23 protein-coding genes are annotated in these 22,379 nt (G+C 38.3%); 2 read left to right on the top strand and 21 right to left on the bottom strand.

What is annotated here, in order from left to right; translation table 11 throughout:
* Positions 1 to 45 precede the first annotated feature (45 nt).
* Positions 46 to 780 (top strand): oxygen-insensitive NADPH nitroreductase, encoded by a 735-nt coding sequence (gene nfsA / locus IGL90_RS04715; RefSeq protein ID WP_002360554.1) that lies wholly within the window; start codon positions 46 to 48, stop codon positions 778 to 780.
* Between the two features lie 57 nt (positions 781 to 837).
* Here nfsA and IGL90_RS04710 read toward each other — a convergent pair whose 3' ends face one another.
* The 9 genes from IGL90_RS04710 to IGL90_RS04670 all read right to left on the bottom strand — a co-directional run bounded on the left by IGL90_RS04710 (position 838) and on the right by IGL90_RS04670 (position 8,942).
* Positions 838 to 1,086, bottom strand: coding sequence for a YtxH domain-containing protein (locus IGL90_RS04710; protein ID WP_002357962.1), 249 nt, complete (start codon positions 1,084 to 1,086; stop codon positions 838 to 840).
* Positions 1,087 to 1,176: 90 nt separating this feature from the next.
* Positions 1,177 to 2,055, bottom strand: coding sequence for a fructokinase ScrK (scrK, locus tag IGL90_RS04705; RefSeq protein WP_002363736.1), 879 nt, complete (start codon positions 2,053 to 2,055; stop codon positions 1,177 to 1,179).
* A gap of 226 nt (positions 2,056 to 2,281) precedes the next feature.
* Positions 2,282 to 2,494 carry a hypothetical protein gene (locus IGL90_RS04700; RefSeq protein WP_002357965.1) on the bottom strand — a complete coding sequence of 71 codons (213 nt, stop codon included), beginning with the start codon at positions 2,492 to 2,494 and terminating at the stop codon, positions 2,282 to 2,284.
* Complete coding sequence (locus IGL90_RS04695; protein ID WP_048737768.1) at positions 2,487 to 3,551, bottom strand: DUF916 and DUF3324 domain-containing protein; 1,065 nt, start codon at positions 3,549 to 3,551, stop codon at positions 2,487 to 2,489. Before IGL90_RS04695 ends, IGL90_RS04700 begins: the two co-directional genes overlap by 8 nt.
* A gap of 237 nt (positions 3,552 to 3,788) precedes the next feature.
* On the bottom strand, positions 3,789 to 4,058 hold the full coding sequence (locus tag IGL90_RS04690) for a type B 50S ribosomal protein L31 (protein ID WP_002357967.1): 270 nt from the start codon (positions 4,056 to 4,058) through the stop codon (positions 3,789 to 3,791).
* A gap of 100 nt (positions 4,059 to 4,158) precedes the next feature.
* The gene (gene rho, locus IGL90_RS04685; protein WP_002357968.1) at positions 4,159 to 5,451 is read right to left on the bottom strand and encodes a transcription termination factor Rho; all 1,293 of its coding nucleotides are present in this window, start codon (positions 5,449 to 5,451) and stop codon (positions 4,159 to 4,161) included.
* Positions 5,448 to 6,740 carry a UDP-N-acetylglucosamine 1-carboxyvinyltransferase gene (locus IGL90_RS04680; protein WP_002357969.1) on the bottom strand — a complete coding sequence of 431 codons (1,293 nt, stop codon included), beginning with the start codon at positions 6,738 to 6,740 and terminating at the stop codon, positions 5,448 to 5,450. Before IGL90_RS04680 ends, rho begins: the two co-directional genes overlap by 4 nt.
* A gap of 173 nt (positions 6,741 to 6,913) precedes the next feature.
* Positions 6,914 to 7,783, bottom strand: coding sequence for a class II fructose-bisphosphate aldolase (locus IGL90_RS04675; protein WP_002357972.1), 870 nt, complete (start codon positions 7,781 to 7,783; stop codon positions 6,914 to 6,916).
* 202 nt (positions 7,784 to 7,985) lie between these two features.
* Positions 7,986 to 8,942 (bottom strand): YitT family protein, encoded by a 957-nt coding sequence (locus IGL90_RS04670; protein ID WP_002381974.1) that lies wholly within the window; start codon positions 8,940 to 8,942, stop codon positions 7,986 to 7,988.
* 231 nt (positions 8,943 to 9,173) lie between these two features.
* On the opposite strand from IGL90_RS04670, the gene IGL90_RS04665 reads away from it, so the two are divergent.
* Positions 9,174 to 9,668, top strand: a complete 495-nt coding sequence (locus tag IGL90_RS04665; protein ID WP_002357974.1) for a YajQ family cyclic di-GMP-binding protein — start codon at positions 9,174 to 9,176, stop codon at positions 9,666 to 9,668.
* 16 nt (positions 9,669 to 9,684) lie between these two features.
* Here the strand turns inward: IGL90_RS04665 and IGL90_RS04660 are convergent, their stop codons facing one another.
* From IGL90_RS04660 to IGL90_RS04605, 12 genes are all read right to left on the bottom strand, one after another.
* The gene (locus IGL90_RS04660; protein WP_002361640.1) at positions 9,685 to 10,368 is read right to left on the bottom strand and encodes an HD domain-containing protein; all 684 of its coding nucleotides are present in this window, start codon (positions 10,366 to 10,368) and stop codon (positions 9,685 to 9,687) included.
* 21 nt (positions 10,369 to 10,389) lie between these two features.
* On the bottom strand, positions 10,390 to 11,355 hold the full coding sequence (locus tag IGL90_RS04655) for an asparaginase (RefSeq protein ID WP_002357976.1): 966 nt from the start codon (positions 11,353 to 11,355) through the stop codon (positions 10,390 to 10,392).
* Positions 11,352 to 13,814: a helicase C-terminal domain-containing protein gene (locus tag IGL90_RS04650; protein WP_002386632.1), complete on the bottom strand. Its 2,463-nt coding sequence runs from the start codon at positions 13,812 to 13,814 to the stop codon at positions 11,352 to 11,354. The genes IGL90_RS04655 and IGL90_RS04650 overlap by 4 nt, the downstream gene beginning before the upstream one ends.
* A 36-nt stretch (positions 13,815 to 13,850) precedes the next feature.
* On the bottom strand, positions 13,851 to 14,369 hold the full coding sequence (locus IGL90_RS04645; protein ID WP_002361637.1) for a GrdB-related putative oxidoreductase: 519 nt from the start codon (positions 14,367 to 14,369) through the stop codon (positions 13,851 to 13,853).
* Positions 14,370 to 14,386: 17 nt separating this feature from the next.
* Positions 14,387 to 15,742, bottom strand: a complete 1,356-nt coding sequence (gene celB / locus IGL90_RS04640; RefSeq protein ID WP_002384702.1) for a PTS cellobiose transporter subunit IIC — start codon at positions 15,740 to 15,742, stop codon at positions 14,387 to 14,389.
* A gap of 18 nt (positions 15,743 to 15,760) precedes the next feature.
* Positions 15,761 to 16,090: a PTS sugar transporter subunit IIB gene (locus IGL90_RS04635; RefSeq protein WP_002357981.1), complete on the bottom strand. Its 330-nt coding sequence runs from the start codon at positions 16,088 to 16,090 to the stop codon at positions 15,761 to 15,763.
* A gap of 19 nt (positions 16,091 to 16,109) precedes the next feature.
* Positions 16,110 to 17,063 (bottom strand): N(4)-(beta-N-acetylglucosaminyl)-L-asparaginase, encoded by a 954-nt coding sequence (locus IGL90_RS04630; protein WP_002361636.1) that lies wholly within the window; start codon positions 17,061 to 17,063, stop codon positions 16,110 to 16,112.
* A gap of 169 nt (positions 17,064 to 17,232) precedes the next feature.
* Positions 17,233 to 18,531 (bottom strand): Sapep family Mn(2+)-dependent dipeptidase, encoded by a 1,299-nt coding sequence (locus IGL90_RS04625; RefSeq protein WP_002386630.1) that lies wholly within the window; start codon positions 18,529 to 18,531, stop codon positions 17,233 to 17,235.
* Positions 18,528 to 19,292: a GntR family transcriptional regulator, LSA1692 subfamily gene (locus tag IGL90_RS04620; protein WP_002357984.1), complete on the bottom strand. Its 765-nt coding sequence runs from the start codon at positions 19,290 to 19,292 to the stop codon at positions 18,528 to 18,530. Before IGL90_RS04620 ends, IGL90_RS04625 begins: the two co-directional genes overlap by 4 nt.
* 173 nt (positions 19,293 to 19,465) lie before the next feature.
* On the bottom strand, positions 19,466 to 20,113 hold the full coding sequence (gene nth, locus IGL90_RS04615; protein WP_002357985.1) for an endonuclease III: 648 nt from the start codon (positions 20,111 to 20,113) through the stop codon (positions 19,466 to 19,468).
* A 14-nt stretch (positions 20,114 to 20,127) separates the two neighbouring features.
* Positions 20,128 to 20,844, bottom strand: coding sequence for a DnaD domain protein (locus IGL90_RS04610; protein WP_002357986.1), 717 nt, complete (start codon positions 20,842 to 20,844; stop codon positions 20,128 to 20,130).
* A 32-nt stretch (positions 20,845 to 20,876) separates the two neighbouring features.
* Positions 20,877 to 22,373: a carboxypeptidase M32 gene (locus IGL90_RS04605; protein ID WP_002379331.1), complete on the bottom strand. Its 1,497-nt coding sequence runs from the start codon at positions 22,371 to 22,373 to the stop codon at positions 20,877 to 20,879.
* Positions 22,374 to 22,379: the final 6 nt, after the last annotated feature.

Genomic DNA, 22,379 nt, shown 5'->3' with positions numbered 1-22,379 from the left:
TGTGGGTTTTTCTGTTCTCTTTCTTAATTTAAACGGAGGTTTTTTATGAATCAAACAATCGAACAATTACTAAGTCACCGTTCCGTTCGTCATTTTAAAAAGCAAGCGTTAACGGACAAGCAGAAACAACAGTTAATTACTGCAGCTCAAGCAGGATCAAGCTCCAATTTTTTACAAGCTTATACAATTATAGAAATCAAAGATCCTGAGCTACGCAGAGAATTGGGACGTTTAGCGAATTGTGAAGACTATGTCGTTAACACTGGTGTGTTCTATGTTTTTGTTGCTGATTTGTATCGTCATGCAACGATTTTGTCAAAAGAGGGGCAATCATTAGAACCCTTAAAGACACCAGAATCATTATTAGTAGCTGCCGTTGATACAACGATTGCTGCGCAAAACATGGCCATTGCGGCTGAATCTATGGATTTAGGGATTTGTTATATTGGCGGCATTCGAAATGACTTAGACACAGTAGCCAAACGCTTATCTTTGCCTGAATTAACTGTACCACTTTTCGGATTAACAATCGGTGTACCAGAAACGTTAAATGGTGTAAAACCACGGATGCCTTTTGAAAATATTTTAAGCGAAAATCACTACCAATCAGACAAATTGACAGATATGCACACATATGATGAATTATTAAAAGATTATTATGCCAGCCGCTCAAGTAACGCCCAAACAGCGGATTGGTCACAGAAATCTTTGTCCTATTTTTCTTATAATCGTCGCCCAGAAGTAAAAATTTTCTTGCAAAAACAAGGATTTGATGTCTAAACAAAAGAGCGTGGGCTTACGTTGAAATAACGTAAGCCCACGCTCTTTTGTTAATTTTTATTTATCTTTACTAAATTTGTCTTTTAAGTCTTCAAAGCCTTCTTTAACTTTATCAGTTAATTTTTCAGCGCCTTCTTTAAGGTCGTCGCCGGCATCACGTGCTTTGTCTTTTACGTCAGCAAAGGTTGATTGAGCTTTTCCTTCAAGTTCTTTGCCTTTATCATCCGTAACTTTGCCTTGCGCTTCTTTTGCAGTACCTTCTACTTTATCTTTTGCATCGTCAAAACGTCCTTTTAAATCTGCCATGCTAATCCCTCCTAAATAATTAATTACATAATAAGAGTATCATTCTTAGCCATTTCCTTCAAATATAATGCATGAACTGCGAATAAATGGTTATTTTTGAGTCATTAAAGCTTTTTTTGCCAAGGCAAAGCAACCAATTGTTCCTGGATTATCTTCTAAAAGAGGCGTCACCAAGTATTTTTCTAAAGGCGGTGTTTCCACATATCCATTGACTAATTCAGCAAATTTTTCACGAACTTTCGGCATCAAATGGCGTTGTTTCATGACGCCGCCACCTAAAATGATCACTTCTGGCGCTAATAATAAAGTAGTATTGTACGCTGCTTGTGCTAAATAATAAGCTTCTAGTTCCCAAGTTTTATGATCCTCTTCCAATAAATGACCTTTTTTACCAGAACGACCTTCAACTGCTGGTCCTGCTGCAATCCCTTCTAAACAATCTCCATGATAAGGACAATTTCCTGCATACGTATCTTCAGGATGACGACGGACTAACGCATGCCCCATTTCTGGGTGGCTAAAGCCTTCAATAAACTCACCGTTTTGAATCGCTCCAGCGCCAACACCAGTTCCAATTGTATAATATACACAACTAGATGTATGTTGCCCATTTCCAGCAACATACTCACCATATGCCGCAGCATTCACATCCGTTGTCCAAGCCATTGGCACATCAAAATGTTGTTTCATAGTTCCTAACAAGTCAAAGTTACGCCAAGCTAATTTTGGTGTAGAAGTGATATAACCATACGTAGGAGAATCAACGTGAATATCAATCGGACCAAACGAACCAATCCCAATCGCTTTTAAAGGATATTGTTGGAAAAATTCTATTACTTTTTTCATTGTTTCTTCTGGGGTTGTTGTGGGAAAACTGACACGTTCCACAATGGTCAAATCATCTGTCCCAACGCCACATACAAATTTTGTGCCACCGGCTTCGATACTTCCTAAAAGTTTTTCTGTCATTGCAATATGCTCCTTCGTTTCCATTTTATAAGTAAGCGGATACATTACTTTTGATTAAATAACTAACATACACGTTTAGTTTACCACTTTTTTGTCGTTTCGACAGAACAATTTAACAATTTCAGTCAGGTTGCCCAATGAAATCTGGCAAGTTGCTAAAGAGCATTTTCCTAAAACAAAAAAACGAGCATTCACGGTTATCTAACATTGAATGCTCGTTTTTTGTTTATTGATTCTTTAGCGAAAAATATAACAATAGTCCTATTGTAATCCACCCACCACTAAGTAAAAGCATTAACCAACTTAAAAGCGTTTCTTTTAGAATACTTCTGGGTTCTTTTGCATGCTGAATAAAACTCATACTAGTCAACAAAGAAAAGAGGAAAAACATAAAACAAATGACCGCTAAACCGCCAGACAACCAAAACCAACTAGCCATTATTCTCACTCTCCTTTTCGCTTGTTTTTTGATAATTATTGCGCCAAATGACACTATAAATTGCCCCAATTGTGATTACTAACAACGTGTAGAAAGTCGGTAACCACCATGTAGGTAGGACCCATTTGACCGTAGCTTCTTGATTCAATTTTTTTGCTTCACGAGTGTTAATCGTAAATTCTTGTTGAAAAGGCCAAGACTGTTGTTCATCTTGTTGTAAAATAGCACGTCCTGTAAATATATAAGTCCCAGCATCTAGCGGTTGTTTGCCCAAATCAAGATGAAAATTCATGGAACTATTTGGGGCAAAGCGAACATTTTTTAGTGTCCGTTGTGCAATTTTTTTAGAGGATCCTTTTTTTATCACTTGACCTTCTAAACGAACTTCTGGAAAAATAGCAGCATACGGATTTTGAATGACCGCCTTTAGCGATTTGGCCCCTAAAGCAATTGTAGGTGTTACTTTCGCTAATTTCAGTTGGTTCACCTCTGTTAAAGGAGCATTCTCAGCACTCCTCATGGCAATCGCAACATTAAACCCGTAGCGACTGGTTAATCCCGTTGTTTGGTTCTCTTCCTCTGTTTTTTCATCTTTGAGATGCGCATAAACCCCGCCTAACACAACTCCTTTGATAGGCTGATCAAGTCCCTTCACCTTCATCTTTGCTGATACTGTTTGATGAGGCGGCACACTCACTTCCTCATTTTCTAAAGTAACCAAGTCTGTCAGCGGAACCTTTAACGATGAATCAAGTGATTTATCAAAATCATTGTACACAATCAACCCATTATCATTTGTTGATGCATTTGCTAGAGTCAATACAATGGACAATTTTTCGTCTGTCTTATTTTTTATGTCTAAGACAATAGTGGAAGATTGCTTTGGTGCCAGAATTAAATCATAATAACTAGATGTTCCTGACACTTGATTTTCTGGTAAAACAGGCGTTACTGTAAATTTAGTCTTCATTTCTTCTGTAGCTTCTACTTTTGGAACAATAATAAAAAATGTGAAAAACAGAAATAGACAGAAAACACCGACTTTTTTTCTACTCATTTCTTCAAGATCTCCTTTATAAAGCTGAATGTACTTACTAGTCTAACAAATCAGCGAAACAATGCTGATCAATCTTTGACTTTTGGGAAGGATAATCTTGAAAAGAAAGAAGAAAAGATTGGTAAGTTGCTTTATTTCTTTTCTCTGAATTAAAACTACATATTTAACGCAAAAATAGAGGTTTCCCACCACAGTGGAAAACCTCTATAAACCTTGTCATAACAATGTTTTGAAAGACTATGCGTCTGGATTTGCGTTTTCGTCTTTGAGACCGTATTTTTTGTTGAAACGGTCCACACGTCCGTCGGCTTGTGTGAATTTTTGACGACCAGTGTAGAATGGGTGTGAGTCTGAAGTAACCTCAACACGTAATAATGGATAAGTGTTGCCATCTTCCCATTCAACAGTTTCTGAAGATCCTTTAGTTGAACCTGAAAGGAATTTGAAACCTGTTGTTGAATCCATGAATACTACTGGTTGGTAATTTGGATGGATATCTTGTTTCATACGTTTTTTTCGCTCCTTTGCCCTGATCCATTTGCTGTATCAGAGTTATTTTGTCGGTATACAACAATGCTATCTTACCATGTTTTCAGTTGGTATGCAATTATCTTTTTGGATTTCTTTTAATTTGTTTGCCAAACGAAACATCATGGAAAACTTCAAATAATTGTTGATTATTTTGGGTTCGTTTTAACATTTTTATGAATTGATCCGTATATTCCAGCGAGTCTCCTGACATATTATTTCTCAATTTCCACGTTTCTTCTAGTTGTTCTGGTGTCATTAACAACTCTTCTTTTCGCGTACTTGATTTTTTAATATCAATTGCTGGGAAAATACGGCGCTCTGCTAATTCACGAGATAAATGGAGCTCCATGTTGCCTGTGCCTTTAAATTCTTCATAGATGACATCATCCATTCGGCTACCTGTATCCACCAATGCCGTGGCTAAAATAGTCAGACTGCCCCCTTCTTCGATATTTCTGGCAGCACCAAAAAATCGTTTAGGTTTGAAAAACGCAGCCGGATCTATTCCGCCACTTAAGGTTCGACCACTAGGCGGGACCACTAAATTATAGGCCCTTGCTAAACGAGTGATGCTGTCCATTAAAATAACTACGTCCCGTTTGTCTTCAACTAAGCGCATTGCTCGATCCAGAACCAATTCAGCAACTCGCGTATGATTTTGTGGTTGTTGATCAAAAGTTGAAGAAACCACATCTCCTTTAACGCTTCGCTCTAAATCAGTCACTTCTTCAGGACGCTCGTCAATTAACAACAGAATCAATTCCACATCAGGATGATTTTCTGTAATCCCATTAGCAATTTCCTTTAAAACACTTGTTTTTCCCGCTTTTGGCGGCGCTACAATTAAACCACGTTGCCCAAAACCAATTGGTGCAAATACATCAATCATTCGTGTTGATAATCTGCCAGCCGTTGTTTCTAACGTTAATTGTTTTTCAGGATACAACGGCGTTAGCGCTGGAAAATGTGGCCGCTCTTTCGCTTCTTCAGGATCTTTCCCATTGACACTTTCAACATGCATGAGTCCATAGTAACGTTCTGATTCCTTTGGCGGACGCGCCTTGCCAGCTACTTTGTCCCCATTTCTCAATCCGAAACGACGAATTTGAGAAGAAGAAATATAAATGTCTTCTGCACTTGGTCCATAATTAATTGGCCGCAAAAAGCCATAACCATCCTGAGAAACAATATCTAAAATTCCTTCCATGAAGAAAAACCCTTGCTTCTCAGCTTGTGCACGAATCACAGCTAAAGACAATTCTTTTTTGTTCATTTGGCTATAATAAGGAATTTTAAACTCTTTCGCGTACGCATAAATATCTTTTAACGTACTGTTTTCCAATTCAGCCATTGTTAAATAGTCGCTCATTGATCCACCTCAAACGGACCTTCTTGTTCTTCGGTTTCTAGCATTTGAATATCAGCGCCTAAAGCAGTTAACTTTTCGATAATGTGGTCGTACCCACGTAAAATATATTCTACATTATAAATTGTGGTCGTACCTTCAGCCATCAAGCCGGCAGTGACTAAGCAAGCGCCTGCCCGTAAATCAGAGGCGACTACTTCTGCACCGTGCAATTGATTTGGGCCATTTAAGATAATCATATTGCCTTCAACCGAAGCATCGGCCCCCATCCTCACCAACTCAGGGATATGCTTATTTCGTTGAGCATAAATCGTATCAATAATTTCACCAGTTCCTTGCGCTTTTAAAAGTAATGGCGTTAACGGTTGTTGCAAGTCTGTGGCAAACCCAGGATACGGATAGGTTTTCACCGTCGTCATTTTCAGATCATGTGACGGATGAACTTCAATCATGTCTTCTTCAATTGTCATCTTAACGCCCATTTCTTGTAATTTCGCAATGAAGCTTTCTAAATGCTCATAAATAACATTTCGAACCTTGATTCCTTCACCCATAGCTGCTGCCATAGCTAAATAAGTCCCAGCTTCAATTCGATCTGGAATAATCGAGTGACGACAACCATGTAATTCTTCGACACCTTCAATCCGAATAACGTCCGTTCCAGCTCCTCGGACTTTTGCACCCATGTTATTTAATAATGTAGCAATATCAATAATTTCTGGCTCACGCGCAGCATTTTCAATAATCGTTTTGCCTTTGGCTTTAACTGCGGCTAACATGACATTGATTGTAGCGCCAATAGATACCATATCCATAAAAATTCGGGTTCCTTGTAAGCCAGCTTCGTCTGTTCTCAAGTACATCGCCCCATGTTCGTTGGTTACATGAGCGCCTAATGCTTCAAATCCTTTGATATGTAAATCAATTGGACGAGGTCCTAAGTAACAACCGCCAGGTAAGCCGACAACGCCTTCCCCAAATCGACCAAGAAGTGAGCCCATAAAATAATAGGACGCACGTAAGCTATTGATTTTTCCTTTTGGCATTGGCACAGAAACAACTTCTGTTGGATCAATAATTAATGTATTATTTTCAAAAGTAATTTTAGCACCCATAATTTCTAAAATTTCAATTAATGAGTGAACATCCTGAATATCAGGAACGCCATCTAAAGTCACGGGCGAATCTGCTAAAATAGCAGCTGGAATTAAAGCGACCACACTATTTTTAGCGCCGCTAATGGTTACTTCGCCCTTTAATGGACGATTCCCATTGATTACGATTTTTTTCATTTATATTCTCACCTATCTGTAATATACGTTTTCTAAATAAACTACCCAATCATTCTATCATAATCAAGCTTAAGAAAAAAGAAAACTTCTCAGGTATTTTAATAGAATGAAAAAATAACAAAAAATAAAAAAGACAGCCACGTGCTGTGGCTGTCTTTAACGTAACTAGTTGATTAAGCTTTGTTAGCTGAACCGAACCAATCAATGTGTTCTTCTGCATCTTTGATGATTGCAGCTTTACCTGGTGCTAATAATTTACGAGGGTCAAATCCTTTACCTTCTAAATCTTTACCAGCTTCAATATATTCGCGCGTTGCTTTAGCGAATGATAATTGGAATTCTGTATTTACGTTAACTTTTGAGATACCCATTGAAATTGCTTTTTCAATTTGTTCTTGAGGAATACCAGAACCTCCGTGTAATACTAGAGGTACATCAGAACCGACAGCTTCAGCAATCGCTTGTAAGTGATCAAATGCTAAACCTTTCCAGTTTTCTGGATATTGACCATGGATGTTACCGATACCACATGCTAAGTAGTCAATACCTGTAGCAACCATTTGTTTACATTCTTCGATATCAGCTAATTCGCCAGTACCGATGATTCCGTCTTCTTCACCACCGATTGAACCAACTTCACATTCGACAGAAATACCTTTAGCGTGCGCTTTTTCAACTACATCTTTCGCTAATTTTAAGTTTTCTTCGAATGGTAAGTGAGAACCATCAAACATGATTGAAGTATAGCCAACTTCGATACATTCTAAAGCAGCTTCGTAGTCACCGTGGTCTAAGTGAATTGCTACTGGAACTGTGATATTCATTGAGTCTACTAAATTAGTAATCATGTCTTTAGCTACTTTGTAGCCGCCCATGTATTTAGCAGCGCCCATTGATGTTTGGATTAGAACTGGTGCTTTTTTAGCTTCTGCTGCTTCTAAAATCGCTTGTGTCCATTCTAAGTTATTTGTGTTATAGCCACCTACTGCATAGCCGCCTTTACGTGCTGCTTTTAAGAATTCTGCTCCTGATACTACTGGCATAAAAAATTCCTCCTAAGTTTTTAAAAACTTTATTTGTTAGGTGTTCCCTAACCAACGGTTCTATTTTAGCAGAATTCCTGACACTTTTCTAGTAAAATTCCCTTTTTCAGAAAATTTTTGTCTATTCTTTCACATAACCTTCATTTTTATAAAAAAACCTCCAGTTTTCCCGTTAAGACTTTGGGACCTGAAGGCCGACTTGCTATTTTAATTTTTTCTTTGGCGGATAACGTTTCACCTTGTAAGATTGAAGCTCAGGAAATGTTCCTGTACTATGAAAAATCCGTTGTTCATCTTCATTGGCAAAACGCCCTAAAACCGATTGTGTTGGTAAAATATTTACAAAGGCATTCTCATCGATACTGTAAACTGCTTGTTCTAAATCATAGAGTTCGTAGCGAGTAATGACCATCATAATCATCCGACCTTCTGCACCTGAATAGCCGCCGATTGAAGGCAACAAGGTCATGCCACGAGCGATTTGTTGAGAAACTTCTAAGGCAACGGCTTCTGGTCTCGTGGTGACAATCATTGCTGTGACTTTTTGGTGACTGGTATGAATCATGTCGACCACCTGACTCAAACAGTAAATGGAAATAATAGTATACAACGCACTTTCCCAGTTAAATACAAAACCAGCCAACAGCACAATAATACCATTTAATAAGAACATAAAATTACCAACGGTTTTCCCTGTTGTTTTTGAAAGAATCAGTGAAATAATATCCATGCCGCCAGTGTTAAAGCCCATTTTCAATGAAAGCCCTGCGCCAACGCCGACTAAGACACCACCCATAATTGCGTTCATCAAAGGATTCGTTGTGACTGTTACGATTGGCACAAACATAGTGACAACGGAAATACCAATAACATTGATGAAACTAAGAATCGTTGATTGTTTCCCTAATTTTACAAACCCTAGAATGAAGACGGGAATGTTTAAAAATAAAATGAAGATCCCTGTATTAATATGGATTCCTAAATTTGTATATAATAATGTAGCAATGATTTGCGCAATTCCGTTCATCCCTGCCGAAAAAACTTTTGCCGGAATCAAAAAGAAATTCAAACCGACCGCAGAAGTCAAAGCGGTTATCGCCATCACTGCTATTTTTTTTATCGATTCATTCCTTTGGTAAGTACTAACCAATCGACTCATTTTTCTTCGCTCCTTCGCTATTCTTCTGACTTAGAATAACAGGTTCTATCCTAAAAGAAAAGGGGCTAAAAGCGAACATTAAAATTTTTTTTGCAACGTTTCCATGAAAGAATGCGAGAAGATATCCCTAAAAATTGATCTTCTTATTTCTCTATTCAAAATGATTCTAGCCTAACCTTTTTTACTATTTCATGATATGATGAAGCAAAGAATATTTTAGGAGGTTTTTACATGGCTGCAAAAGAAGCAAGTTTTGATGTAGTTTCAGAGGTCAATATGGAGGAAGTCAAAAACGCAATTCAAATTGCCTTGAAAGAATTGAAAAATCGTTTTGACTTTAAAGGGTCAATTGCTGATATTAAATTGGAAAACGATAAACTAGTAGTCGTAGCTGAAGATGATTATAAAGTCGAGCAAGTGAAGGATATTTTATTTGGAAAATTAGTCAAACGCAATGTTCCGATTAAAAATATTCATTTCTCAGAAAGTGAAAAAGCCTTAGGCGGTACTGCTCGCCAATATGGTGATTTAATCAGTGGTATTGATAAAGAAAATGCGAAAAAAATCAACACAGCTATCAAAAACTCTGGGATTAAAGTTAAGTCACAAATCCAAGAAGACAAAATTCGGGTAACTGGAAAAAGTCGGGATGATTTACAAAAAGTCATGGCTCTTTTACGAGAATTAGACTTACCAATGGCTCTTGAGTTTAACAATTATCGCTAAAAAAATCCTTCAACTGTTAATGAATAGTTGAAGGATTTTTTTGTTTTGGTACTGGCCATTCTTGATTATTCAATAAAACGATTGGTCGGCGTTGGATTTTTTCTGAAAAAGCGGCAATTGCTTTGAAGACCTTTGGCATAAAATAAAACGCATTTAATTCTTCTAAATCCAGTTCTTCTTCTGCCGTAAATGAGACACAAACCTCTTGTTCTGAAAGCATAATTTCAATTTTCTTTAAAAATTGAAATTGCCGCATTCCCGGTACAAAATAACCAGCCTTTGCAACACGAGAGGTTGTAATATCTAATTTATCACTAATGATTAGCGCTAGCGTCATTAACTCTTCCGAATCAAAGCCGTTACTATGATTTTCTATAGAAGATAAAATTTCTTCTTGATAAGGCAAACAAATCTTTTGCTTACGAAAATATGCTTCTGCAAATTGTTTCCCACGAAGTGCATGTCCTGCTTTTCCTTGTAGCGCACCCACATCATGGAGCAGTGCCGCAATTTTTGCCGCCTCTAAATACTCCTCTGAAACAGCAAGTTGTTTCAAAATCATTTCCGTCATGGCTACGACATTGGTTACATGAAACCAATTATGGTATGCCCACCCAGCTTCTTCATCTTCCATTTGACCAATTGCATCATAAATTTGTCGAATTTCAGTATCTTGATGAATGCGTTCAAACAGCTTCATTTATTTTCTCCTTAAAATTAGTTACTGTTCCAAAAATTCTTTTAACTCTGCAGGATTTTTTTCGCTGTTTAAACCAACAATTAAACGAATCCGCGCTTTCGGTCCGTTTAAACCACGGGCAAAAACGACCCCCATTTTTTTCAAGCCAACGCCACCACCAGCATAATCATAGATATCTTCAGCAATGCCATTGGAACAACGAGAAACTAAAACGACTGGAATCCCGTTGTCTAGCATTTTTTGTAATGCTGGGAGCGTTTCTGGCGGTAAATTACCCGCGCCTAGCGCTTCAATTACTAACCCATCCGTTTCTGGGGTGTTTAATAATTCAAACATCCGTTCACCCATCCCCGCATAGGCCTTCACTACGTGAACATTTCCTTTCACAGAAGAAACATCGCAAACTTCTTGCGGTAAGACCTCTTTCGCAAAAAAAGCACGTTCTTTCGCAATGGTTCCTATTGGTCCAAAAGTTGGCGTCCGAAACGTCGCTACGTTCGTTGTATGTGTTTTTGTCACATAACGCGCCGTATGAATTTCATCATTCATCACGACTAAAACACCTTTATCGTACGATTCGTCTGAACAAGCAGTCCAAATAGCACTGATGAAATTATACAAGCCATCACTACCGATTTCGTTACTTGACCGCATTGCTCCTGTTAAAACAATGGGGATTTTTTTCTCTAAGGTTATATCTAAAAAATAAGCAGTTTCTTCTAATGTATCTGTTCCATGCGTAATAACCACGCCATCAATTGGTTCAGAATAAGCTTTTTGAATCCGTTCTTTTAATTGAAACATCCGTTCTAAGGTCATGTGTGGTGAGGGAATATTAAAAATATCTTCAACAACTAAATGAACCTTGCCAGAAAATAATGCTTCTTGTTCCATCAACGGATTTTTTTCATTCGGGGCAACACTTCCTCCTGCTACTTTCGACATGGAAATGGTCCCACCTGTATGAAGGACTAAAATGGTCTTCATTTGTTTCCTCCTTTGTTTTCTTTATTTTTTAACCAAAATTGTTTCACTTGTTGAATGAGTTGTTCATTGGTGTTTGCCTTTCGATGCGCCAACCAATGCGGCGGAAAGAAACGCTGGACACTTGGTAATTCAAATCGTTCGTCTAATAACAACACAAAGCCTTTATCTTGCGCATCTCGAATGACACGTCCAGCCGCTTGCAAGACTTTATTCATGCCAGGAATTTGATACGCAAATTGAAACCCTTGCCCTCGCTCTTCTTGATAAAAAGTGCGAATCAGTTCTTGCTCTGGGTTCATTTGTGGTAGCCCGACACTAACAATTATCGTACCAATCAATCGGGTACCTTTCAAGTCAATTCCTTCTGAAAATATACCACCTAAAACACAAAAACCGATGAAAGTTTCTTGAGGATTCTCTTTAAATTCAGCTAAAAATGCTTCTCGCTCTTTTTCGTTTAAGTCCGTTCCCTGAATTTGAGTTTTTACTTGCGGGTAACGTTGGCTAAATACTTGATAGACATCATCCATATAGGCGTAGGAAGGAAAGAAAATTAAATAATTACCTGTTTTTGTTTCACTTAACTTCCCTAAAAGTTCACTAATCTGTGGATAACTTTTTTCACGGTTTTTATAGGTTGTTTGAAGATGACTACCAATCATCAACAATTGATTTTCTTCCGGAAAAGGATACGGAATCCGATAACGTAGGCTTTCTTCACCTCCACCAAGCACTTCTTGATAATAATTCAGAGGTGTTAAACTTGCCGAAAATAAGATACTCGCTTTCCCTTTATCTAATCGTTGTGACAATAAATAAGCCGGATCGACACAAAATTGTTTCACAACGCAGTCATAGTTTCGCAAAGAAATAGACGTATAAAAGCCGTTGTCGTAATACTCGCTGATTCGAAGATAACTTAAACAATCAAAATAAAAACTGAGAATCGACGCCAATTCCTCAATGTGTTGATTTTCTGGCAACCATTCTGCAATTACTTCTGTTAATCGATGTATCTGTTTAACTAATGAATCAATTGGCGCGCGTTGGGCAAAAAAATCCGTGTCTTTTTCTTCACAGATTGCTTCAATATCATCAAACGTAGTTAAGACTTTTTGACAAGCTCTTTTCAATTGAACAGATTCTTTTTGCAATCTTTTTTGAATTTGCAAAACCGCATTCCTAGAAATAGCGGCCGAATACATCTCCCGTGAACGATTAACCAAATTATGGGTTTCATCCACTAAAAAAATATTCTCTTCTGCACTTTGGGGTTCTTCAAAGAAGCGCCGTAAATAAACCGTTGGATCAAATAGATAATTGTAATCGCCAATAATTAAATCACACCAAAGACTTGCATCTAGCGACAACTCGAATGGACACAATTGGTGCTTTTGTGCATACCGTTCAATAACCTCTCTCGTTAAATGATTTTCATGTTGCAATAAATCCCACAGTCCCTCATTTAAACGATCATAATAGCCATCAGCAAACGGGCAATGTTCTGGTGTACAATTTCGTTCAGTTAAAAAACAAATTTTATCTTTTGCTGTTAACGTAATACTCTTAGTTTGCGCTTGTTTTTCGGACAGCGCTTTGACGGCATCTTCAGCCACTTGCCGCGTGATGGTCTTAGCTGTTAAATAAAAAATCCGTTCACCTTCTTCTTCACCAATTGCTTTCATTGCTGGAAAAAGAGTGGACATTGTCTTGCCTGTTCCAGTTGGTGCTTCCACGAAGAGCCGCTGTTTACTAAGAATTGTTTTATAGACGGCTACCGCCAATTCTCGTTGCCCTTTGCGATACTCCCCGTAAGGAAAACTAAGATTTTTTAATGATTTATTTCTCAAAATACGCCACTCTTCTTTAAAAATTACCCACTGTTCATAGCGCTTCATCAAATCAGTAAAAAACTCCGCTAATGCAGCTTCTGTAAAATGGCGTTCTTGTCGTGTGATTTGTTTTGTGGTGGTCTGATAATAAGTGAGTTGAAGCGTTATTTCAGAAAGTTGTTCTTGTTGGCAATACATGTGACCATAACACATCGCTTGATACCAAAACAATTCGACCTTTTCTGGCGGCAATTCTTCAAACGCTGGTTCGGATGTTTTAATTTCATCAATGACCACTTGCCCAGTTTCTTTCACAAAAATGCCGTCTGCACGACCTTCTACACAATAATTATGGCCATTTAAAGGCACCTCAATTTTTAAAGATACTTCCTTTTGATAAAGGCTCCCCGCTTCCTTTTGCAACATTCGATGAAGGCGACTACCTTCTTGTGGTGTATGTTCACTCACATGGCGAGAATCGATACTTCCCCGCCTTAAAATAAATTCGACCACTTGACGCACCGCAATTTTTCTCGTTGATTTCACGTAATCCCACCTATCTGCCTCCCTATTATAGAACATACATTCGCTAAACAAAAGCAAAAAATCCAAAACGAACACAATCATGCGTTCATTCTGGATTTCTCTTTAGATTATCAACAATTAAAAACAACTTGTTTCTTCTAACTGTTTGGTTTCTTTTCCATTTGCTTTTGCCACGACCAATTGCGCCATTTGTTTAAACGAATTATTTAAACCAATGCCGCCCTTTTTGGGCATCTTCACAATCGGTACTTGCTGATAATAGTGACTAACTGCTGGATTTTCTTCTGCCATCGCTGCAATTGCAGGAATGCCTGCAGCATTAAACTTACAAGCTAGACGAGCAGCCATTTCTCCAAAATTAGGATAATGCATGGCTGGTCCGCAAAGAACCGCATCGGCATGAAACTTTTTTGCAAAGCCAATAAATTTCTTTGCTACCTCTTCCTCGTTTTCCAAATAATATTGGTCACCACAATAAAGTGTCGCAACAATTTCCGCACCTTGCTTCTGTAAAAATGGTAGCAATGTTACCCCTGGACCTAAGGGAGCTTTTTTACCACTTGGTTTCAGCTGAGCTTGTTCATCACTGCCAAATCCTGCTAAACTGTGGTTTAAGACTAAAAGGATTTTTTTCATGCCTATTTCCTCCTTATTTATAAATCATCGAAGTCAAAGGAATCAAAATCAATTTCTTCACTCTCTTCTTCTTGTGCTTTCCATTCTTCACGTAAATATTGGTCATCCATAACTCGAATAAAAGGATAATAAATGAACATTCCTAGTACCAATAAGAGAGCTTGCAGAATTGATCCTTGCCAACCGCTGACTAAAAATCCTGAGATAATTGGCGGGGTCGTCCACGGCAATTGAATACCATTCGTCAATGGAACTAAGCCCCAATCCATAGCAAAATAGGCAATAATAATATTAATTGCGGGTACTAAGACAAATGGAATTAAAAGGATTGGATTTAAAACAATTGGTAACCCAAAAATGATTGGTTCGTTAATCCCAAAAACACCAGGAATTAGTGAAAGTTGCGAAAGCTTTTTAATTCGTTGACTTTTACAGAATAAGACCATCACAATGATTAATGAGAGTGTGGAACCGGCGCCACCAAATGTTGCAAACATATCTTGAAATTGTCCAGTGATGATGTTGGGAATTTCATGACCGTCTTTAAATGCTTGTAAATTTTCAACAGACAATGCCCGCAAAACAGGATTAAAGACTGCGCCAACCACACTACCTCCGTTAATGCCAAAGAACCAAAAGAAGTGTAAAAATAAATAAGCAATGCTCATTGCACCTAAGGTATTACCAAGACTCAATAAGGGCGTTTGTAGAAATTCAAAAATAACATCTTGTAAATTACCATAAGGAGTTAAAGCAGCCAGCCAATTGACTAAAAACATGAGAGTAACAACTAAAAAACTCGGAATCAGGGCCTCAAAAGACTTAACCACTGTTGGTGGCACTCCTTCTGGCATTTTTATTGTCCACCCTTTACGAACAATGGCCACAAATAAACGAGTCGCAATTAATGCGACAATCATTCCTAAAAACAAGCCACTGGAACCCATCCATTTTAAAGGTAAACTAGTAACTTCATAAACCTTTGAACTATTTTCCGGTGTAAATAATGTTTGATAAGGCGTTACAATAAAAAATGAAACCAATGCGATAATTCCTGCTTGCATTGCATCCACATTGAATTGTTTTCCTAAACTATAGGCAATACCGACAACGGCCAGAATAGTCATTACATCAAAACTAGCACTAGCTGGAACAGACATCATTGTCGCCCAGTCTTTACCAAGCAAATGAGACATCCAAGTATCCCATTGTGGCAAAGGAAAATTAGCAATTAATAAGAAGACCGAACCAACAATCAACAAGGGCGTTGATAAAAGGAAGCCATCACGAATCGCTACTAAATACTTATTTTCTCCTATCACTTTTGCCAAAGGGGTCAATACGCGCTCTAACCAATCCAAAAATTTTTGCACGGTCGTCACTCCTATCTATTATTTTTTATTTTGCTTAATTAACCGCAGCGCTTCTTTCAATGCTTTTTCGCCATCCATCATGCCATAAATTTCTGGCGCAATTGCAGCGACAGGAATCCCTTGAGGAGCAAATTGTTCTTTTGTTTTTTCTAATAAAAAACGGACTTGTGGTCCTAATAAAATAGCAACAGGCTTCTCTGCTTCAACCACTTCTTGTGCTCTTGCAATAGGAAAAGCAGTAATCATTAAAGGCATTTGATGTTTTTCCACCACTTCCATCATTTTATTCACCATAATACTTGTAGACATCCCTGCATCACAAAAAAGATAAATTTGTTTTTTACTCATGTTCCTTCACTCTCCTCATTTATTCAATTGGTGCTTTGATTCTTTTTTCATAGGCCGCTAACCATTCTTGTGAAATCGGCTGAATCTCTGTGGTATGATTCTTGCCTGGATTTGCAATATAGATTTCTGGTTGCTGCATATCAGTACCAACCGTAAAAGTAAATTCCACATTCGTAGCTACGCCCCAGTCTCCCTGTTTGTTCATGGCCACTAGTGAAAAAGCTCCTGCTTTCCCATAACGTTGGGTCAATTTTTCATGAAAAGCATAGACGGCTTGATCACATGCTTGTTGTGGCGAGCGCCCTTCCCCCATTAAACGAACGATTTCATAAGAAAGACAGCCTTTCATTAAATCTTCACCTAAGCCTGTAGCCGCAGCACCACCAATTTCGCTATCAACATAAAAACCAGAACCTGACAGTGGTGAATCGCCAACACGTCCTGCTTTTTTCATGAAGAGTCCCGAACTGGAAGTGCCAGCTGCCATTGATCCTGTTTGGTCTAACGTAATAGCGCCGACAGTATCATGCCCATCATAGGGGTTCAACTGATTTTCCTGAATTTCTTTTAAACGCTTTTGCCACCATTGATTAGCGCGTTCTGTCAACATATTCTTTCTTTCAAAACCGTGCAACATTGAATATTTCGTTGCACCTGCGCCAACACGAAAACTATTAAACTTCTCTTTACTTAATGCTTTAGCCACTGAAATCGGATTTTTAACATCTGTAATTCCCGCCACAGCACCAATTGCAAATGTGTCTCCATCCATATAGGCAGCATCCATTTCTAAAATCCCTTCCTCATTAGGTAAACCGCCGTAGCCCACTGACTTATAAAAAGGATAGTCTTCTACTTCTTTAATTAATTGTTCCACGGCCGTGCCTGCAGCACCTCCTTGTTGTAATTCTTCTGTAGCTTTTAGTAACCCATCATGTGCCATCCGCCATGTCGCAATTGCACCCCAAGTCATTTTCCATCCGCCCTTTCGTTAACGCTTACATTTCTCCACCATTATAAACCAGTATATACTGTTTTGTATATACTGAAAATGAAATTTTATACAGAAAAATAGAAGATACACGTATGCGACCTCTACGAAACACATTGGCTTCTTCTCATACGTGTATCTTCTATTGGTTTTATGCTTCTGTTAATGCAATCATCGCTTGCATATAGATTTCCAGATTAAGCAGTAAATCTTTTTCATCCATATATTCATCTTGGTTATGCGCAATGCCTTTTTGACCAGGAAATGATGGACCAAAAGCAACGATATTCGGCATAAAGCGAGCATACGTAGCACCTGTAGTTGTGACTGGCGTCCCATCTAAGCCAGTAATTTGTTCATAAACCTTGGTTAATTTTTGAACATTGCGCTCATCTTTTGGAAACAGCGTACTAGGGAGGCGGCGGATGACGGTCACTTCACTTTCTGGAAATAGTGCCTTCGTTAGCTGCGTGGTTACTTCGTTTTCTGTAATAGAAACAGGATAACGCACGGCCAATGATAACACCAATTGCTGTCCTCTTTTTTCCAACGCATAGGGCGTTAAAATCAATTGCCCACTATCCTGATCCTTAAAGTCCAGAGCTACTCCTTCGCCATAGTGCTTTTCGTGAAAACTAGCGGTTAACCAGTCGAAATACTGTAATAAATTTCCTTTGACTAACTGTTCCTCGCTAATTTTCTGTGCCAATAAAGTAATCGCGTTCTTGCCTAGTTCTGGCGCATTGGAAGGAGCACGTTTTCCCGTGATTGCTGTTGTTTTTCCCGCAATCACCACACTTAATTGATCAGGTACGTGGTCTTTTGCTTGATCACCTATAATCTGACCAATTTGTTCACTTGAATCATCTGGGATGGTCGTTGTGATCTCATAATTAACAATCCCTCGCTCCCCATAAACTACTGGATATTTACAATCTGGAGTAAATCCAAAAACGGGTGCGTTTTCCTTCTCTAAATATAAGGGGATATCTCCACTCCCACTTTCTTCATCCGTGCCAAACATTAAGCGAATGGTTTTCTTTGGTTGGTAACCAAGTTCTTTCAGTAATTTCATTCCATACAGGCAAGCCAAGATAGGACCTTTATTATCTAGAATTCCTCTACCATACAAACGTTGATTTTTTTTCGTTAATTGAAAGGGCGGCACTGACCAACCAGAACCTTCTGGTACTACATCTAAATGACCAATAATTCCCAGATATTCTTCCGCTGTTCCCCATTGCGCATAGCCAACTGCGTCATTGACAATCCCAGTTTGAAAACCATAACGCTCTGCAAGTTTCAGCGTTTCTTCCAAGGCTCTTTTCGGTCCTTCGCCAAAAGGTGCCTCTTTTTTAGGCGACCCTTTCACACTTCGAATCGCGATAATTTTGTTTAAGTCTTCATAAAATAAATCTTTTTGAGCGGCTATTTCTTCTTTGATCTTCATTCGTTCCAAGAACCTCCTAGCTCCACTTGGTTGTTTTCAGACGGGCTATAGCGGGTCAGTGTGTTTTTAAACGTGTACCGATCTGCTCGATATAAAGAGACATCATATAAAATAGGAGTTGCATCAAGCGCATAGGTGATAGAGTGGACTTGTAAAAGTGGTTGGCCCACAGGAACATTCAATAATTCTGAAATTTCCGCTTCAACTAAGATTGCTTCAATTTCTTGATGCGAATAAGCAATCTCGACGTTCTTCTCGATTAAGCAGAAAAGAGAGCCCTCGAAGTCTTGCTTCGTATGGCCTTGTACGTATGCCTGTGGCAAATAAATTTTTTCAACTGTCATTGGTTCGCCGTCTAACATTCGGCGGCGAATCAGTTCATAAATTGCCTCATTTTTGCCTACTTGGAGCGCCTCCCGAATTTTCTCAGCGGGATGTACTACTTCTTCAAAGGAAATGACTTCTGTCTGGCTTTTTTTCCCGTAAGCTTTGGCTGCCTCAGTAAAACCTTGTAAGCCAGCGCGACCACTTTGAATTTTCGCTTGCGACATCACATAACTACCTTTACCATGTCGTTTTACCAAAATATTTTTGCGGATCAAATCATCAATCGCTTTACGGATGGTCAAGCGACTGCAGTTATATTCTTTAGCTAAATCATATTCTGAAGGTAATTTTTGTGCACTTACATACAGACCGTCTCGAATCTTCTTTTCAATTTCTGCAGAAATTTGCTTAAATTTGGGTGCATTTTCTGTCATTTCATCGCCTATCTTTCTTCAAAAAAATAAATTTTCTAGTATATACCACACTGTCTATACTAAATCAATTTTTAAGAAACCGCAATCATTTGTTGCGTTTCTTAAAAATCAAAAAAAGAAAGCGAGCCACAAGTCGGTTGGACTTGTGGCTCGCTTTTTTAGGAAAAAATGTGTTATTTCCCTTTCATCCGTTCTTTGCCTTCTTGACACATATAGAGTAGCGGACAGGCTTCACATTTAGGCGCTCTTGCTAGGCAGTGATAACGCCCAAAGAAAATCATGGTATGGTGCGTTTTCACCCAGAGTTCTTTCGGAACTTTACGCATTAAGGTTTGCTCAACTTCAGTAACATTCGCATTTAGCTTACAAATTCTAAGGCGCTTGGACACTCGTTCCACATGTGTATCTACTGCAAAAGCCGGTTCGCCGAAAGCATCTCCCATTACTACATTGGCTGTTTTTCTCCCCACGCCAGGTAAACTGACCAGTTCATCTCTGGTTTGCGGAACTTCTCCATTGAAACGTTCTAAAAGTTGTTGTGCGCACGCTTTAATATTTTTTGCTTTATTGCGATATAAGCCAATGGTTTTTATTTTAGCAATAATCTCCTCCACCGGCGCAGCTGCTAAAGCTTCTGGTGTTGGAAAAGCTGCGAATAAACCAGGAGTCGCTTTATTTACCGATACATCGGTTGCTTGCGCACTTAAAATCACAGCAATTAATAATTCAAAAGGATTCTTATGTTTTAATTCACATTCTGCATTTGGAAACATCTCATACATAATTTCAATAGCTTCCATTGTTTTCTCTTTTGATAGCATGGCCCACCTCCTTTTTATTCACTGTCTTCTGGATTTAACCAATTGTGTAATGTAACCTTTGGCAACGATTCTTGTGTCTGACCTTGTTGTTCAATCTCATTTTGAATCATAGAATCTTTTCGTTTTTTCTGATCAGCAGCAACTTGTTCTTTGGTGGTAATATTTTTACGCTCCCACGCAAGTAAAATACGATCAATATATTTCAAACTATACGCCTGATTTAAAACAGCTTCTCGCAACGCTAACCGGATTAATTCAGGGGAATAATGGTCCGTGTTCAACCACTGACCAATCATTTCTAATTCAATTGGTGAAAGTGGACGTCCGAATTCTTTTTCAAAGCCTTGGTAAAGCTGTTTAATTTCATCTTCGTGGTTTGCGACAACTTGTTTTTCTTTGCTCGTTTGTAAAAATAATTGAATCTTTTGAAAAACAGGCAGTAAATCATACGTATCCATCATTTGACCTTTTTGGTTTTGTTGTGTTTCAATTCGAATAAATCCGCGAGAAACCAATTGATTTAACAACTTATAAATCGTATCTGGCGTTTTACCCATCGTCTCTGCAATCGCCATTAAGTCTGGAAATAAATCGCCTGCATTTTGCGAACGAAAAAGTTGCAGTAAAAAGAGAAATTCATCATCTTTCAAACCAATTTTTTGGTAATGATCAAATAGTAAGTTTGAGATTGTTGTTTCACCAGCTTCTAAATATTCACGAATTGATAACATTGTTGTTGTCCACTTCCCCTTGCTTGTTTCACTTATTGCACTTGATAAACATCAAAATAAATAGCTTTCATATAATCAATTAAATAACTAGGATTCAATTCTTCTCCCGTTGCATCATAAATTAATTGATTTGGTTTACGTGAAGCGCCGTACTGATGAATATGTTGTGTTAACCATTTACGGATATCAGAATAATCCTCCGAAGCTAAAATTTCATCAACAGATAATTCTTGTTTCATTGCGTGAAATAGTTGCGCGGCGTACATATAACCCAAGGCATAAGATGGGAAATAACCAAAGCTACCTCCAGACCAATGAACATCTTGAAGGGCACCTTCTAAATCATTTTCAGGTGATACGCCTAAGTACTCTTGGTATTTTTCGTTCCATACTTTTGGCAAATCAGCGACTTCCAAAGAACCATTAAACAACATTTTTTCAATTTCATAACGAATAATGATATGCAAAGGATAGGTGAGACTATCGGAATCAATCCGTATCAAACTCGCTTTCGTTTCTTTTAAAGAAGCATAGAAATCTTCAAAAGCAATATCATCAAAAGTGCCTTCTGCGCATTCTTGGAAAAACGGGTATTGTTTTTGCCAAAAAGCTCGGTTGCTACCAATGATAATTTCATTAAAGAGCGATTGTGATTCGTGAATCCCCATAGAGGCGCCTTCGCTTAGTGGTGTAAAGTCAAATTTAGGATCAAAATTTTGTTCATACATCCCATGACCCGCTTCATGAATCACACCAAATGTTGCCATTGAGAAATTATTTTCTTCCCAGCGCGTAGTAATCCGCGCATCATTTCGATTTAGAGCTGTCATAAATGGATGAACTGTATCATCTAATCGGCCTTTTGAAAAATCATAGCCTAATTGTTCAACCACACCAATCACAAAACGGCGTTGTTGTTCTTTGGTCATTTTTCTAGATAAAAAGTCAGTTCTAGGCGGCGTACCTTTTTCTGCTAAAACGGTCCGAATCTCTTGAATCCCTTGTTTTACTTGGTCGAATACTTGGTCTAGTTTCTCAACCGTCATCCCTGGTTCAAATTGATTTAATAACACATCATACGGAGTTTTTTCTTCTTTTTGCCAATAAGGAATGAACTCTTTTTGGAACGCAACGACCTTCGTTAAGGTTTCTTCTAACAAGCCGAAATCTTGTGCAGCGCGTGCTTTTAGCCAATCTGTATGTGCTTGGTTTAATACTTTAACATATTCTTGCATACGTTCAGCTGGAACATTTTTATTCAAAGCATATTCTTCTTTTACTTTTTCAAAAACCAGTTTCCCTAATTCAGATAATTCTTCAGGGCGTGTCTCAAAATAGGCCAATGCTTCTTGAATAACTGGGCCAATACTTCGTTCAAAATATAATCCGGTTAAATACCCTTCTACTTCTCCTCGAAAAGGACTACTTTTTTCTGGCATCCCAGTTGATGAATCCCAGTCTAATAATGTCAAGGCATTTTTTAGTAATTGAATTTCTTTCACTTCTTGTAAAAATACAGCTTCCTTCATTTTTTT

It is taken from the genome of Enterococcus sp. DIV1307a, assembly GCF_050537425.1.
Classification (GTDB): Bacteria; Bacillota; Bacilli; order Lactobacillales; family Enterococcaceae; genus Enterococcus; species Enterococcus faecalis.
The sequence above is the reverse complement of the archived record's forward strand: the minus strand, read 5'-3'. Positions and strand labels throughout refer to the sequence as shown.

Coding starts and splice junctions, on each gene's coding strand:
- nfsA (WP_002360554.1), top strand. CDS start 46: ATGAATCAAACAATCGAACAATTACTAAGTCACCGTTCCGTTCGTCAT.
- IGL90_RS04710 (WP_002357962.1), bottom strand. CDS start 1,086: ATGGCAGATTTAAAAGGACGTTTTGACGATGCAAAAGATAAAGTAGAA.
- scrK (WP_002363736.1), bottom strand. CDS start 2,055: ATGACAGAAAAACTTTTAGGAAGTATCGAAGCCGGTGGCACAAAATTT.
- IGL90_RS04700 (WP_002357965.1), bottom strand. CDS start 2,494: ATGGCTAGTTGGTTTTGGTTGTCTGGCGGTTTAGCGGTCATTTGTTTT.
- IGL90_RS04695 (WP_048737768.1), bottom strand. CDS start 3,551: ATGAGTAGAAAAAAAGTCGGTGTTTTCTGTCTATTTCTGTTTTTCACA.
- IGL90_RS04690 (WP_002357967.1), bottom strand. CDS start 4,058: ATGAAACAAGATATCCATCCAAATTACCAACCAGTAGTATTCATGGAT.
- rho (WP_002357968.1), bottom strand. CDS start 5,451: ATGAGCGACTATTTAACAATGGCTGAATTGGAAAACAGTACGTTAAAA.
- IGL90_RS04680 (WP_002357969.1), bottom strand. CDS start 6,740: ATGAAAAAAATCGTAATCAATGGGAATCGTCCATTAAAGGGCGAAGTA.
- IGL90_RS04675 (WP_002357972.1), bottom strand. CDS start 7,783: ATGCCAGTAGTATCAGGAGCAGAATTCTTAAAAGCAGCACGTAAAGGC.
- IGL90_RS04670 (WP_002381974.1), bottom strand. CDS start 8,942: ATGAGTCGATTGGTTAGTACTTACCAAAGGAATGAATCGATAAAAAAA.
- IGL90_RS04665 (WP_002357974.1), top strand. CDS start 9,174: ATGGCTGCAAAAGAAGCAAGTTTTGATGTAGTTTCAGAGGTCAATATG.
- IGL90_RS04660 (WP_002361640.1), bottom strand. CDS start 10,368: ATGAAGCTGTTTGAACGCATTCATCAAGATACTGAAATTCGACAAATT.
- IGL90_RS04655 (WP_002357976.1), bottom strand. CDS start 11,355: ATGAAGACCATTTTAGTCCTTCATACAGGTGGGACCATTTCCATGTCG.
- IGL90_RS04650 (WP_002386632.1), bottom strand. CDS start 13,814: ATGATTGTGTTCGTTTTGGATTTTTTGCTTTTGTTTAGCGAATGTATG.
- IGL90_RS04645 (WP_002361637.1), bottom strand. CDS start 14,369: ATGAAAAAAATCCTTTTAGTCTTAAACCACAGTTTAGCAGGATTTGGC.
- IGL90_RS04635 (WP_002357981.1), bottom strand. CDS start 16,090: ATGAGTAAAAAACAAATTTATCTTTTTTGTGATGCAGGGATGTCTACA.
- IGL90_RS04630 (WP_002361636.1), bottom strand. CDS start 17,063: ATGACTTGGGGTGCAATTGCGACATGGCGGATGGCACATGATGGGTTA.
- IGL90_RS04625 (WP_002386630.1), bottom strand. CDS start 18,531: ATGAAGATCAAAGAAGAAATAGCCGCTCAAAAAGATTTATTTTATGAA.
- IGL90_RS04620 (WP_002357984.1), bottom strand. CDS start 19,292: ATGACAGAAAATGCACCCAAATTTAAGCAAATTTCTGCAGAAATTGAA.
- nth (WP_002357985.1), bottom strand. CDS start 20,113: ATGCTATCAAAAGAGAAAACAATGGAAGCTATTGAAATTATGTATGAG.
- IGL90_RS04610 (WP_002357986.1), bottom strand. CDS start 20,844: ATGTTATCAATTCGTGAATATTTAGAAGCTGGTGAAACAACAATCTCA.
- IGL90_RS04605 (WP_002379331.1), bottom strand. CDS start 22,373: ATGAAGGAAGCTGTATTTTTACAAGAAGTGAAAGAAATTCAATTACTA.